Consider the following 13991-nt stretch of genomic DNA (forward strand, 5'->3'; position numbering starts at 1 on the left):
GGTTCACCTTCCTTATTTCAGTGTAAATTGCATACCTTCCTTAAACTGCTTGGCAAAGAACAAGAACAGAATGATAATCGGCACGGTCAGGATCACGGATGCCGCATACATCGGTCCCGGATAGCCGCCGTACGGACCAAACATTTGTGATAAAAGAACGTTCAGCGTCAGCATGTTGTCACTTTTGACGACAATCATATCCCACAGGAGCTCGGTCCAGCGTTCCATGAACAAGAACAGGAAAACGACGATCGTGATGGATTTGGACATCGGCAGAATGATTCGGAAAATGATCTGCCAATCGGAGGCCCCGTCCAGTTTTGCCGCTTCAATAAAGGTATCGGGAATGGCCCGGAAGAAGTTCGTATACATGAAGACGGCCCACAAGCTCAATGCTTTTGGAAGAATCATCCCCCAGTAGGAATCATACATACCCAGCCGCTGGATGATCAGAAACGTCGGCACAAGCAGAATGATCGCCGGGAAAAACATCTGAAACAGGATGGCGTTGTTCAAAAAGTTACGGCCGCGGAACTGCAGCTTGGCAAGCGCATAAGCAACGACCACACCTGTAACCATCATTAAAACGGTTGAACCGGTCGATACGATCAGGCTGTTGAAGAAGGCCCGGATCCACGGACGCGGTTCGGCGGACTGCCCGCCGCTCAAGAGCCATTCATACGAATGAAGCGTGAAGCTCGTCGGGATCAGCTTGCGGTCCACCTGGCTCCAGTCCGCAAAGGAGTTGAGCACCATGTACAGGTACGGAAACACCATAATCAATAGCAGAAGGAACGCGATTATATAGCGGATGGTGAGTGATTTTTTCTTATGTCCAGCCATTTCGTTTCCCCCACATTTCCAAGAATTTTCGAATGATAAAAATCGAGATGAACGTCACGACCGATGCGATCAAGGCAACGGCAGAAGCATAGCCGGCGGACAGGTTCTGGAATGCCTGCTTGTAGATTTCCATCTGCCACGTGTTGGTCCCAAAGTTCGGTCCACCGCCTGTCAGCTGGTACACCTCGGTAAAAATCCCGAAGGTTACGCCAATCGAAAGAATCAAGGTCGTGAACAATGCTGGATACAATAGCGGCAGGGTAATTTTCCAAAAGCGCTGCCAGCCGTTAACACCGTCAATGGCAGCTGCTTCGTAAATTTCCTGGTTAATCGATTCAAAGCCGGACGTTAAGATGAGCGCGTAATAACCGGTAAATTTCCAGGCGATAATGACCGCGACAAGAAGCAAGGCGGACAATGGTGTGCCGAGCCAGTTGATGTCAAGTCCGAACTGCCCTCTTAGGAAAGTGTTCACCGGGCTGTTGTAGGAAAGAAATCCTTTCACGATAAAGGACGATACAACGCCTGATGCAAGATACGGCAGGAAGAAGCCGATCAGGAACAATCCTTTAAAGCGCGGCAGGCCGTGTACGACAAGCGCGACGATCAAGGATGAGGCGATTACCATCGGAACAAAGACGATCATGAATTTGAACGTAACGAAAAAGGCCGCATGAACGCCTGGGCTTTTCAGTGCTTTGATGAAGTTATCTATCCCAACATGATGAAAAACGGGAGCGATCAGGTTCCAGTCGGTGATCGAGAGATAAAACGACCAGCCGAGCGGGATGAGAAAGAAAATCAGCCCGTATAAAAGGTAAGGACTGGCAAATAGCCAGCCCATTCCGTTGTTATTTTTGGCTCTCATTACTTGAGATCCCCCTCAATGGCCTCTTTCATCTTTTCCCAGCCTTTCTTCGGCTGTACTTCTCCTTTTACGACTGGGTTCACGGCATATTGGCCAATGTACGTTTGAAGCTCATTGTATTTCGCATTATCAATGGACGGCACTGCGTTCGGAATGGCTTCGGCATATGGCTTCAGCGCAGGATTCTTCTCATAGATCACTTTGAACGCGTCGTTCGTTGCCAAATCGTCACGTGCTGGCGGAAGGTTCGTTTTCTCCATCCACTTCACGTCATTTTCAGGTTTTGAGTACACCCACTTGATGAATTCCATCGCTGCTTTTTTCTCATTTTCAGGAGCGGAGGAATAGATGACAAGACCTTTTGTATCCGCAAACGTAGACACATTTTTTGTATCCGTGCCATCCGGAACCGGTGGCGTAGAAAATGCAAAGGTTTCATTGTATTTCATTTCAGGGAACTTCTCTTCCCAGTATTGAAGGGTCCATGGTCCGATGTCGGTAAAAATGCCAAGACCTGTTTCAAACGGATCCTTGGATTGCTTGGTCAGGATTCCTTTTTCCTTGCGGATGTTGTCCATAAAGTTCAGCACATCCACACCGGCTTTGTCATCCGCAACCAGCTTGTTTCCTTCAATGAACTTGTTGCCGCCAGATGCTGCGTCATACAGCATGAAGAAGTCAAACCAGCGCTTCCATGCGGTTGGATCAGCAAGATCAGGCTTTGCCCACAAATATTTGTCCGGGTATTTCGCTTTCAGTTTCTTGGTTACATCAAGCACTTCACTGTATGTTTTTGGCGGCTCGTTAACCCCCAGCTTTTTCAGGATATCAAGTCTCCAGCCAAACAGCATCGCGTTGGAGTAGATCGGCAATACGTACTGGTTGCCGTCAGAGAACTTCCAGCCTTTGATCGTGTTGCTCATATTACGGGACTTCAGGATATCGTCGTACCCTGCCATCTTGTTCAGCGGCTCGATCGCCTTACTTTCTGCCAGCTGTGCGGCAAATCCGCGGTTAATGTTTTCCGACATGGTTGGCGCTTCCTTACCCGCGATGGCGGACTGGATGCTTGCTTCGGATGTTGGGCTTTCCTTGATCGGGCTCACCTTGATCTTGATTTTCGGGTGATCCTTTTCAAACGCTTTAGCAGTTTCCTTCCAGTAGGCTTGCTGCGGCGGGTTTGGCGCAGCCCAGAATTCAATCGTGGTCGTTCCGTTCTTGGACGTCGAATCCTCGCTCGCCGGGTTTCCGGTTGAACAGCCCGCAAGTGAACCAGCCAATACTGACGCTCCAAGCAAAAGTGATGCTGCCTTTTTCATTTTCATCACAATATCCCCCAATACGTTTTTTGATAGCGCTATCATTCAATGGTAGAAAAAAATCCAGCGCCTTTCCTCTTCCTTGCTGGAAAACATTACATTTTATCCTATTTGTCACTTTGTAATGTGATTATTAACCTTACAATTACAGTTTTACATGATTACAAAAGTTCTGTCAACTTTTTTTCACGTGAGTCTTATGGATGATTTTTATGAATAGTTGTTTACCAGTTTCTCTAATTAGGTTATGATTATTTTGTAACGTGACAAAATTACGATTGTCATTATCCATTGAAAGGTTTGAGACCCTATGGCCAAAAAAGTATCCATGCAGGATATCGCAGATGCATTGAATATATCGAAAAACTCCGTTTCCCAGGCTCTGTCCGGAAAGCCGGGCGTAAGTGATGCCACCCGGAAACGAATTGAACAAAAAGCTCAGGAGCTGGGCTATCGAGTGAGAAAGCAGACCCTCTCGATGGATTCTGTCAGCCGGGGAACCGGCACGATCGGCTTGATTGCGTCGGACTATGCTTTTTCGCTGAAAAGCTTTTTCGGTGAAATCTACCTGAGCATAGAAAAAGAAGTGACAGCACGCGGCATGAACCTGCTCATTCAGTCAGTGAACACGGAGTCACGTGACAACCTCGTGCTTCCATCCTTTATCGCCGAGGGAAAAGTGGATGGCGTGCTTATTCTTTCCCACATCAGCAACGCGTACACGAATGCGGTGATTGAAACCGGTATTCCGACCGTCATGATCGACCATCACCACCCCCTCATTCACGCAGACGCCATTTTAACGAATAACCGGTTCGGCGCCTATACGGCGGTCAAGCACTTGCTTGAGCTTGGCCACCGGGACATCGCGTATGTCGGAAACGCGAAACTTTCCCCGAGCTATCAGGAGCGGTTGGAGGGCTATGACTTGGCGCTTGCCGAGCATGGGATCGAGCGGAAGGGTGAGTTTGTTTTTAGTTCGATAGATGAAGATGAACGGGATGTGAATGCACTGGTTCAGGGGCTTGATGTGCAGCCGACCGCCTGGTTCTGTGTTAACGACGGGTTTGGCTTTTTCGTACGATCCGCCCTGCAGCAGCACGGCATCTCTGTACCGGACGCGGCGTCGGTGGTTAGTTTTGACAACGGTATGCTCTCCCGGCTGACCACCCCTAAAATCACCACCATGAACATCGACCTTGATCTGTACGGCCGTAAAGCAGTCGAGCAGCTTACCTGGCGCATGCAGCACCGGGACGAGCCGATCATCGAACTGCTCCTTCCAACCGAACTACTTGTGCGGGAGTCAACCGCAAAAGCGAGGTCGAACTCGTGAATCAGATTTACATTTTTTCCGGACCGTGCGGGGTGGGTAAATCGACGATCACCAAGATGCTCGCTGAGAATATGGAAAAAGTGGTCCTCGTTCATGGGGATGACATCCATTCGATGTTTATCGGCAGGGATCAGCCGTCCTGGGATGAGCAGCTGTCCATCGTCTGGCAAAACACCCTCTCCATCACGCGCAATTTTCTTGATCATGGGTTGAATATCGTCCTGGATTATGTCGTGGAGGATGAGCTGGAGTGGTTTTGCCGGGAGCTTTCCGGGTATGATATTGAGCTTTATTATGTTGTGCTGCGTGCCGATGAGGATGTCCTTGTGCAGCGGCTGCAGGAACGGGGAGATGTGGACCTGATTGACCGGTCGCTGATTTTACTGAGGCAGCTGCAGAATGACCCCGCCAATCGGCCTTATCTATATGACACCACGAACAAGTCACCAAAAGAGATTTTATTGGAATTGCAGAACCGTTTTCATGAATTCAGGCTTTAACTTAGCACATTAATAATATTTTTTAGAGATTTTAAACTGGCGGCAATACAGTGAAATTGGAGAGGGATTTGCTTAAGGGACGTAATTTTTTAAAGTGAAATTATAATTGAGAAACTCATCGGCCTTAGATGAGTTTCTTTTTTTGTGCAATTTACCAAGATTATCATAATGGCTGGGTTATAATGAACTCGTACAAGTTGACAGAGAGGGGTCAGATACGATGATTAAAGGTTTCGGCGGAATATTTTGGAGAACGAAGAATCTGGAAGCTACGAAAAAGTGGTACGGTGAAGTGTTGAAGCTGGATCTGGAAAATTGGAATGGGACGATGATTACACCCGAATCAGGAACTGAGACCATCTTTTCCTTCTTTACCGAGGATGACAGTTATTTTCCAACAGAACAACAAGTGATGTTGAATTTTCAAGTACATAACCTGGACGAGATGCTGAATCATCTTGAACTTCTTGGTGTCCCTCTCGAGAAGAAAAAAGAGATGAGTGAATATGGAAAGTTCATCTGGATTAAAGATCCTGACGGCCGACTGGTCGAGCTTTGGGAGAAATAGTGTGCAGGACCTCATGATCCGGTGGATATGAGGTCCTTTTTATCTCAAATCGATGTGGGTACGAACGCACCTCGTGTTGAATAAAAAAGCGTGTGAATTTTACTAAAGGGTTCCGTTTTGAGGTACAAAATTGAAAATGACGAACTGGCAAAGTTTTCGCACGCCTCTACCTTTATTTTATCTATATCATAGAATCGTTTTTATTAAAGTAATGCTACCCGTTAATTTAATCTTTCCTCTTTCAATAATGGACCTTTTAATGATATACAGGGCAGGAATATTTGGGGGGAAGTCGAATTCATCGAATAGCAACTACGGTATCGAATCTTTGAAAATTATTTAAATGATGGCATTCACGAAATAAGGTTCGCGAATATTTCAAAAGTAAAGAGTTTACGAAGTGTGTTGTTCGTTAACAAGATGTTAATTTTCACACGCGAGGAGGGTGAAACTATGGCAAATAACAAATTACTAAGGATGGACAATGTCGGCATCGTTGTAGAATCCCTTGATGACGCCATCTCTTTCTTCGAGGAGATTGGCTTGAAGCTCGAAGGGCGAGCCACTGTCGAAGGTGAATGGGCTGGTCGCGTAACCGGATTAGGTTCACAGTGCGTAGAGATTGCTATGATGGTTACCCCAGATGGCCACAGCCGGCTTGAACTTTCTCGGTTTCTCACGCCACCTGCTATAACAGATCACCGGACGGCTCCTGTTAACGCCCTCGGATATCTACGCGTCATGTTCACCGTTGAAGACATTGACGAAATGGTATCCAGACTCACTAAGTATGGTGCCGAGCTCGTTGGCGAAGTGGTTCAGTACGAGGACTCGTACCGGCTCTGCTACATTCGTGGAACCGAAGGACTTCTAATCGGCTTGGCGGAACAACTCGGTAACAAATAAGGAAGTGCGGTTTTCCGATTTATCCGAGTAGTGTTTCGTGGATACCACGGATGATCATTCATTCTTTCTTAGCGTGTTTCTGATAACCAAAAAACCTGATCTCCAGTAAGAAGATCAGGTTTTTTATCATTACGCTACTTGTTGTTATGATTACGGGCTTCTCCGCCCTTTTTTCCAATTTCCTCGTAAAATTCCTTATCATGATTTTTAGAGGTGGCCTCTCCACCCTTTTCACCAATTTCCTGGTAAAACTCTTTATCATGATTTTTGGATGTAGCTTCTCCGCCTTTTCTTCCAGCTTCTTCCCTGCTCATTCCATTTCTATTATTCGTAGCCATGTTTATTCATCTCCCTTTCTAAAATGCTCAAGTTTGATCTTGGCTATAGTAAAGCAGTTCCCTTCTGCATCACTTTTAAACCTCCATGGTTAAATTACCAAAACTATCCTGAGCATGGACATTACGCATGCCCTAAACCTCAACTATTGCACCCATTACTTCAATACGAATTTTACTAACGAATGTATGCCGATTTTCGATTCGCAAGGGCATCTTTTAACCATCGGGGATGCATTTTCAATAAGTCTTGAGGGAGGTTCTGCTGTTCAAAAAATTTAATTTCTAGAGACTCAGAAGAATTACACCGCAGTTCTCCTCCAATAATTTCAGCAAGAAAACAAGTTGTTATAAAATGCACTGCTTTACCATTTGGATAAGTAAATACCTGTGAACTTGGGTCAGAGTACACACCAATAAGCTTTTTAATTCTTATATCTAAATTCGTTTCCTCTTTTACTTCCCGAATAGCTGCCTCTGAAACGGTTTCCCCTATTTCTATATGTCCTGAAGGAATACCCCATAGTCCTACATCTGCCCTTTTCTGTAACAAGACTTGGTTTTCCTCATTTAAAAGAATGACTGCAACCCCAGCTTTTAAATCATCAATTTTATTCATACAATAAACCTCCTTAAAATAATAAAAAAGGCCCGAGGTAAAAGTTTTCAACGCATAACAAATACGCTGAACTTTTCCCCTCGGACCTTTTATGTCAATAGGTGCCTTTTACATATGGTAAAAGATATAGCCCTTGGTCACTGACCTACATAGATAGCGGAACCCTAGCTACAATTTTCCAGTTCATATTTATTTTACAACCAATACATAGAAGATGAAAGATGTTCTTTCACTAGAAGCGGAACAAGAAAAGCGATTGCTCTTATTGAACAATCGCATCAGTATAAGCAGCCGAATGACCTGCAACTAACGCATCCGTTGGTTTACAAACAATCACAAAAAGGCAGCCTCAACATGAGACTGCCTTTTTGTTTCATCTTTTATTTTTATTGTCTTTTTCCGATTAAAATCTCTAAATCAACAGTTATTTGAGCAGAATCCTTATTAAGAAAAGATTTTACTCGTTGCTCTGTTGCTGTCCAAGTTAAAGGAGTCATCTGAACCAACAACTGAATTAAAGATTTGTTAAGGTTCAATGTATAACTTAACCTAAAGGAATCTGCCAACTGGAAGTTCTCATTAAATCTCTCCACAGTCTCTGCATTAGAATAACTTTGTTTTTCAGGTTTATGAAAAAGGTATTCCCGTAGCTCCTTTAAATAACCATTTTGAGGTACAATTTTAATTAATAAACCATCTGATTTTAACAATCTATTAAATTCAACATAATTTGAGGGAGATAAGATATTAAGAATGACATCAAACTGTTTATCCTTATATGGTGTGTTTGCAAGGTCAGCCACGGCCCAAATCTTATCAGAATAATTCTTAGAAGCTGACAAGATGCCTTCTTTAGAAAGATCGATTCCTACTCCAACTACACTTTTGAAAAAATCAGAACTAACAGTATCGCAAATAGTGGAAAGATGTGAACCCTCGCCACACCCCGTATCAAGTATAGTTATTGTTTCTTTTTTCTCACCAACATGTTCATTTATAACCTTTGCAATTGCATGGCTTAACGGTTTATAAAAGGAACCTTCTGTAATAAGTTTTCTTCGTGCCTCAAAAAGTTCCTTGCCGTATTTTGTTTTTATCGAGTGAGAAGTAAAGTTAATGTAACCTTGCTTGGCAAAATCAAACGTATGATGCTTTGAGCAGATTAAACTTTTTGATTGAATAACCTTCATAGTCGAATGACAAATAGGGCAAGCAAAAATAGCTTCATAATTGCTTACATAATTTGCACTCTTTATTCTTTTGCTCTCTTGTAACAAAGAAGCCACCTCATTCATTCGTTTTTAGATAAATGAAAAAGGCATAGACAAATAAACCCTCATCATATTTTCAAAAAAAATACGAGTTTGGATTTGAAAGCAGTCTATACCCTTTTCTATCTAAAGCGAATGAATTGTATAATCATGATAGTAACTCCTTAGAAATAGGATTAAACCCTTAAAATAATACTATCAAGATTGTAAATAAAATTACAGCCTTTTTATTAACTCACCTGCCCCGTTTGTTCAAAAAAGAAACTAAAAAACTGGCGGAGTCACTGAAAAAAGTATGGCAGCATGTTCATTAAAATGATTTTCCCATTTATGCTTCATTTGTGCTGGTATTTTTACACTATCACCAGGTTCCAATATGTATTCTTCATCATCTAAAAATACTTTAATTTTCCCCTTTAATACATAAGCGACTTCTTCTCCCTTATGCTCCAGCTGTTTCTCAGATGAAGCAGTATTCGGTGGAAAATTCATAATAGCTGTTGCCAGATTCCCAGTAAAATCAGGCGAAATGAGCTCATAAGATAAGTTTTCAATAACCATTTTCTTTCGGTGATCAGACCTAACCACTAAATCGACCGTGTTTATTTCTTCAATAAAAAAACTAAATGTAGGAACGTCCAGGGACTTTGCTAAAACTTTAATCGTCTGAATAGAGGGGTTTGCTAAGCCACGTTCGATTTGGCTCAACATGGAAGGCGTTATTTCAGATAACTTAGCCAATTCTCTAATACTTAAGTCTTTAGCTTTCCTATATTTTTCAACCTTTTTACCAATATCTATTTCTTCCATTCGTATGCACCCCTTGAAATGTAAATTGTTAATTATAATTTAACAAAATTAAATATGAATTAACAATTGAAGTTGTTCGTGTTAAACTGTATTTAACATTTATTAAATTATACTTTACTTGGTTTCGGTGAATATAATCAAGTCAATGAGGAGGCGTAATAAAGTGAAAGATATTGAATTTAGAGAACTAGAAACATGGAAAGAACACTATCCTTTACTAAACCAACTCATTTCAATGAAGGAAATATTTTGGTTAAATCCAAATATTGAAGAGTTTAAAACAGGAATTAAAAAATCCCCCCTTACTCAAGAGGATGTAAGGGATGCAGAGGAAAGGCTGAAACGCTTCGCTCCATACATTGCCAAAGTTTTCCCGGAAACAAAAAAGATGAATGGGATAATAGAATCTCCTTTAAGACGAATTCCTTCCATGAAACAATCCTTAGAGCACAATTATCAACAACCTATACTGGGTGAATTATTGCTTAAGTGTGATAGTCACCTTCCTATATCAGGGTCTATAAAAGCAAGAGGCGGGATTTATGAAGTTCTCAAACATGCAGAAGAATTAGCTCTTCAACATCAATTGTTGACGATACAAGACGACTATTCCATTTTAGATAGTGACAGGTTTCGGACATTCTTCTCACACTATTCAATCGCAGTAGGCTCGACTGGAAATTTAGGACTTAGCATAGGCATAATGAGTGCAAAGTTAGGATTTAATGTGACCGTTCATATGTCGGCTGATGCAAAACAATGGAAAAAGGACTTACTTCGAAACAAAAATGTGAATGTAATTGAATATGAATCGGATTATAGTAAAGCAGTAGAGGAAGGTCGTCTCCAAGCAGATGCGGATCCTGCATGTTATTTTGTAGATGATGAAAATTCTAATGATCTATTTTTAGGATACGCAGTAGCAGCATCTCGATTAAAAAAACAATTAGAAGAGTTAAAGATAACCATTGATGAAAATCATCCTTTGTTTGTTTACCTTCCATGCGGAGTAGGCGGTGGTCCCGGCGGTATAGCTTTTGGATTGAAGTTATTGTATCAAGAACATGTTCACTGTTTCTTTGCAGAACCGACCCACTCGCCATGTATGTTACTTGGTTTAATGACTGGACTTCATGATAAAATTTCCGTACAAGATATCGGGATTGATAATGTAACAGATGCTGATGGACTTGCTGTTGGAAGACCATCTGGATTTGTGGGTAAAACCATAGAACCGTTTCTAAGTGGGAATTATACGGTTAGCGATGAACAGTTGTATAAGTTATTAAAGGAACTAATTGATACAGAGGGAATTCATTTAGAACCTTCAGCACTGGCAGGCATGATAGGACCAATTAAATTAAGTAAAGAAGGAACCGATTATTTACGAAAGCATAATTTAACGGAAAAAATGAGTAAAGCTACCCACATTATCTGGGGGACTGGCGGAAATATGGTTCCTGAAGAAATGATGATGCACTATTATCAAAAAGGATTAAATTTAACACGGGGTTAGTTGACCCTGTGTTTTTTATTAAACTATCCTGCCGTTAACTCCATAAGAAAAAGCTGCCGCAATGACAGCCCTAATCCTCAACTATCGTGCAGCACCATCAAGATAACCATCCCCATTATTACACCTAAGACGATGCCAGCCTGTGTGGTTATCATCCATGCCAATGGTACTCTGGGGAGGGCGGCGCCCCCATATTCTTTAACATAAGCACCCGAGTGTTGAAGAAAACCCCAATCATTATTTACTTATGTCCAAACACCAGTTGCGCAATGAGTTATGTTACCTGGTGGATACTCAAATTCGCAATCTGAAATAAATGAAAAGTTGTGCTTCTCTAAATCGAACCGGAATCTCAGGTGGTCAACCGGATATTCATGGTTTTGCAAAACTTTGGGATTTACACGGTTTTTTTGTAAATAATAAGATTGTTAAACAAAAATTTAAGGAGGAATTCTATGCAACAGGATCAACAAGCTAAAGGGAACTCAGGTTCAATGAAACCAGAATTCTCTGGAACTGATGCCCAAAAAGTGAAACAAGAAATTCAAAAAGATGTAAGCGAAGGACAAGGCGCAATGACTTCCCGAGAGGCAGGAGCAATGCGCGATTAAAAAACCACTCTGAGTGGTTTTTTATTTTTCTGAGCTGTTTCCAAAATTGGACGTCATCTGGTGGTTCCTTGATGTTTATACGTTTGCGGGCTTATACATCTGATAACTAATTTGAAAATCTCGCCTGTATCACGTTTAAAAACATTTCAGTTGCTGCAGAAAAAACCTGATGCTTTTTCCACACAAGATTTAAACCAGATTCAAGTTTTGGCTCCAGCGGTCTGAAACAAAGGTTACTGTCGCTAGATGTATTCACTATTTTATCTAGGGTTATTGCATACCCAATGCCCTCCTCAACCATAATGGCTGCATTATAGGCAAGATTGTAAGTCGTCACAATGCTTAATTTATCAAAATCTTCCCCAAACCAGTCCGCAAATTCATTTGTAGAAAATGTCTGTTTGATAGCCTGTCGTGAACAGATTAATGGAACATTTACTAAATCGACTGCCTGAATGGTATTTTTCAAAGCAAGAGGACTGTCTTTTCTCATAACCACACCCCAAACATCCTTGGCTGGGATATCGATATAATTGTATTTTGATAAATCAGCTGGTTGGATTAAAATACCGAAGTCCAGCAATCCCTTGTCCAGCCGCTCAGTTACATCATCCTCGTTTCCGCTGTAGAGGTGATACCTTATATTCGGATAACTTAACTGCAAATCTTTTACTGCATGTGCAATCTGTTTCATTGCGTCTGTTTCCCCGCCACCTATGTAAACATCACCACTAATGGTTTCTTCCATGGAACGGAATTCTGCCTCTAATTTATCAACCATATCCACGATTTCTTCTGCTCTTTTTCGCAGGAGCATACCTTCATCTGTAAGAATGACACGGTGACTACTGCGAATAAATAGCTTTTTCCCTAACTCTTGTTCAAGGTCTTTTAATTGCCTGGATAAGGTTGGCTGTGTAAGATGCAAAAAATCAGCAGCACCCGTGATGCTCCCCTCTCTTGCCACAGCAAGAAAATAACGCAATACTCTAAATTCCACGCTGCACTCCTCCTTCATTATGTTCTAGTATACCCCTTTTTGAAATGCTCACAAGGCATAATGTGATATTAGATATAGGTATTTGTTATATGTATAAAGCACAGCTAGAATAAACAACAAAGTAGGTTATTAACACATGGGAAGGGGATTTAAAATGAACAAAAAGTCTATTTTCACCAGTGTAATCACAGTAATAGCACTGGGCCTGCTTTTATCCCTGGGCACATCCAGGATGGGCGTTGACGCTGCTTCCACAAACCGCAATGACGTCCCAACCAAGACTGACGATGGATACAAGCCAGACATGTCCAATGGAGCGGATAACTTTTACAAGAGCAAAAAGGTAAACAAGAAAAAGGTTACGTTTAACAATCAATACAACATGAAGGTTGCAGGGAATCTTTTTACTCCCAAAGGGTTGAAGAAGAAAACGAAAAACCCCGCCATCATTGTCGGGCATCCTATGGGCGCAGTAAAGGAACAAAGTGCAAATCTGTATGCACAAAAAATGGCTGAAAAGGGATTCGTTACTTTGTCCTTGGATTTGTCTTTCTGGGGAGAGAGTGAGGGTCAGCCTCGCAACGCTGTTTCGCCCGATATCTATGCCGAGGATTTCAGTGCTGCGGTGGATTTTCTGGGTACCCGGCCGTTTGTTGACAGGGATCGGATTGGCGTTCTGGGAATTTGCGGCAGCGGGAGCTTTGCCATCAGTGCAGCCAAGATCGACCCGCGCATTAAAGCCATCGCGACCGTCAGTATGTATGACATGGGTGCCGCCAACCGTAACGGACTTAACCACTCGCAGACCCTTGAGCAGCGAAAGAAGATTCTCGAAGAAGCAGCGGAACAACGCTATGTGGAGTTCACAGGGGGTAAAACCAAATACACCAGCGGAACGGTACATGAACTTACTGAAAACTCTACAGCGATTGAGCGTGAGTTTTATGATTTCTACCGCACTCCAAGAGGTGAATTCACTCCGAAGGGCTCGTCACCCGAACTGACCACACATCCTACGCTTACCAGTAACGTTAAATTCATAAATTTTTATCCGTTCGAAGACATAGAAACGATTTCTCCCCGCCCGATGCTTTTCGTCACGGGTGAAAACGCTCATTCCAGGGAGTTCAGCGAAGACGCCTACAAGCTGGCGGGCGAACCAAAAGAACTGTACCTTGTTCCTGGCGCAGGTCATGTGGATCTGTACGACCGTGTGAATTTAATCCCTTTTGACAAGCTCGGGGCTTTCTTTAAAGAAAATTTGAAGAAAAAGTAGAGCATAAGGTGCCAATATTACTTCAGTAAAACCCACTGTGTGAATCCCGGTTTTCTAGTCGGGGTCCACACTTTTTTCCGAATAGGATAAATCACATTAGTGAAGGTTACAAATGAATTGTTTGCAGTTGTAGATTCAGCTATTAAGAAACGCTTAGATAGGCTTTAGAATAACACCGGAGTCCTGCTAAATACTCCTCTTCAGCAGTTATTG

At 42.4% G+C, this 13991-nt stretch carries 14 protein-coding genes and 1 pseudogene; 7 read left to right on the plus strand and 8 right to left on the minus strand.

Going from position 1 to position 13991, the window contains the following annotated elements; translation table 11 throughout:
* Positions 1–12: 12 nt before the first annotated feature.
* Genes BLT53_RS16350 through BLT53_RS16360 form a run of 3 tightly spaced genes read right to left on the minus strand, consistent with a single transcriptional unit; the run spans position 13 to position 3030 of the window.
* Positions 13–843 (minus strand): carbohydrate ABC transporter permease, encoded by an 831-nt coding sequence (locus BLT53_RS16350; protein ID WP_090236299.1) that lies wholly within the window; start codon positions 841–843, stop codon positions 13–15.
* Positions 830–1711 carry a carbohydrate ABC transporter permease gene (locus tag BLT53_RS16355; RefSeq protein WP_090236300.1) on the minus strand — a complete coding sequence of 294 codons (882 nt, stop codon included), beginning with the start codon at positions 1709–1711 and terminating at the stop codon, positions 830–832. Before BLT53_RS16355 ends, BLT53_RS16350 begins: the two co-directional genes overlap by 14 nt.
* Positions 1711–3030, minus strand: coding sequence for an ABC transporter substrate-binding protein (locus BLT53_RS16360; RefSeq protein ID WP_090236950.1), 1320 nt, complete (start codon positions 3028–3030; stop codon positions 1711–1713). Before BLT53_RS16360 ends, BLT53_RS16355 begins: the two co-directional genes overlap by 1 nt.
* Before the next feature lie 310 nt (positions 3031–3340).
* On the opposite strand from BLT53_RS16360, the gene BLT53_RS16365 reads away from it, so the two are divergent.
* From BLT53_RS16365 to BLT53_RS16380, 4 genes are all read left to right on the plus strand, one after another.
* Positions 3341–4366 carry a substrate-binding domain-containing protein gene (locus tag BLT53_RS16365; RefSeq protein ID WP_090236305.1) on the plus strand — a complete coding sequence of 342 codons (1026 nt, stop codon included), beginning with the start codon at positions 3341–3343 and terminating at the stop codon, positions 4364–4366.
* Entirely contained in the window at positions 4363–4866 is a 504-nt protein-coding gene (locus tag BLT53_RS16370) for a P-loop nucleotide/nucleoside kinase family protein (protein WP_244520439.1), read from the plus strand. Before BLT53_RS16365 ends, BLT53_RS16370 begins: the two co-directional genes overlap by 4 nt.
* Before the next feature lie 220 nt (positions 4867–5086).
* The gene (locus BLT53_RS16375; protein ID WP_090236307.1) at positions 5087–5434 is read left to right on the plus strand and encodes a VOC family protein; all 348 of its coding nucleotides are present in this window, start codon (positions 5087–5089) and stop codon (positions 5432–5434) included.
* A gap of 453 nt (positions 5435–5887) precedes the next feature.
* Positions 5888–6340: a VOC family protein gene (locus BLT53_RS16380; RefSeq protein ID WP_090236308.1), complete on the plus strand. Its 453-nt coding sequence runs from the start codon at positions 5888–5890 to the stop codon at positions 6338–6340.
* Between the two features lie 140 nt (positions 6341–6480).
* On the opposite strand, the pseudogene BLT53_RS16385 reads toward BLT53_RS16380, so the two are convergent.
* The 4 genes and pseudogenes from BLT53_RS16385 to BLT53_RS16400 all read right to left on the minus strand — a co-directional run.
* Positions 6481–6678: pseudogene (locus tag BLT53_RS16385) on the minus strand (KGG domain-containing protein); the annotation flags it as partial.
* Positions 6679–6853: 175 nt separating this feature from the next.
* Positions 6854–7294, minus strand: coding sequence for an NUDIX domain-containing protein (locus BLT53_RS16390; protein ID WP_090236311.1), 441 nt, complete (start codon positions 7292–7294; stop codon positions 6854–6856).
* 386 nt (positions 7295–7680) lie between these two features.
* Complete coding sequence (locus tag BLT53_RS16395) at positions 7681–8571, minus strand: putative RNA methyltransferase (RefSeq protein ID WP_244520440.1); 891 nt, start codon at positions 8569–8571, stop codon at positions 7681–7683.
* A 258-nt stretch (positions 8572–8829) separates the two neighbouring features.
* Complete coding sequence (locus tag BLT53_RS16400; RefSeq protein ID WP_090236315.1) at positions 8830–9375, minus strand: cupin domain-containing protein; 546 nt, start codon at positions 9373–9375, stop codon at positions 8830–8832.
* 163 nt (positions 9376–9538) lie between these two features.
* On the opposite strand from BLT53_RS16400, the gene dsdA reads away from it, so the two are divergent.
* Both dsdA and BLT53_RS25150 read left to right on the plus strand, forming a co-directional pair.
* Positions 9539–10891, plus strand: a complete 1353-nt coding sequence (gene dsdA, locus BLT53_RS16405) for a D-serine ammonia-lyase (protein ID WP_425284692.1) — start codon at positions 9539–9541, stop codon at positions 10889–10891.
* A 455-nt stretch (positions 10892–11346) separates the two neighbouring features.
* Complete coding sequence (locus tag BLT53_RS25150) at positions 11347–11502, plus strand: hypothetical protein (protein WP_164988954.1); 156 nt, start codon at positions 11347–11349, stop codon at positions 11500–11502.
* A gap of 106 nt (positions 11503–11608) precedes the next feature.
* Here BLT53_RS25150 and BLT53_RS16410 read toward each other — a convergent pair whose 3' ends face one another.
* Positions 11609–12502 (minus strand): LysR family transcriptional regulator, encoded by an 894-nt coding sequence (locus BLT53_RS16410; RefSeq protein ID WP_090236319.1) that lies wholly within the window; start codon positions 12500–12502, stop codon positions 11609–11611.
* 154 nt (positions 12503–12656) lie between these two features.
* On the opposite strand from BLT53_RS16410, the gene BLT53_RS16415 reads away from it, so the two are divergent.
* Entirely contained in the window at positions 12657–13778 is a 1122-nt protein-coding gene (locus BLT53_RS16415) for an alpha/beta hydrolase (RefSeq protein WP_090236320.1), read from the plus strand.
* The last annotated feature ends 213 nt before the right edge of the window (positions 13779–13991 follow it).

It is taken from the genome of Fictibacillus solisalsi, assembly GCF_900103485.1.
GTDB classification, from domain to species: Bacteria; Bacillota; Bacilli; order Bacillales; family Fictibacillaceae; genus Fictibacillus_C; species Fictibacillus_C solisalsi.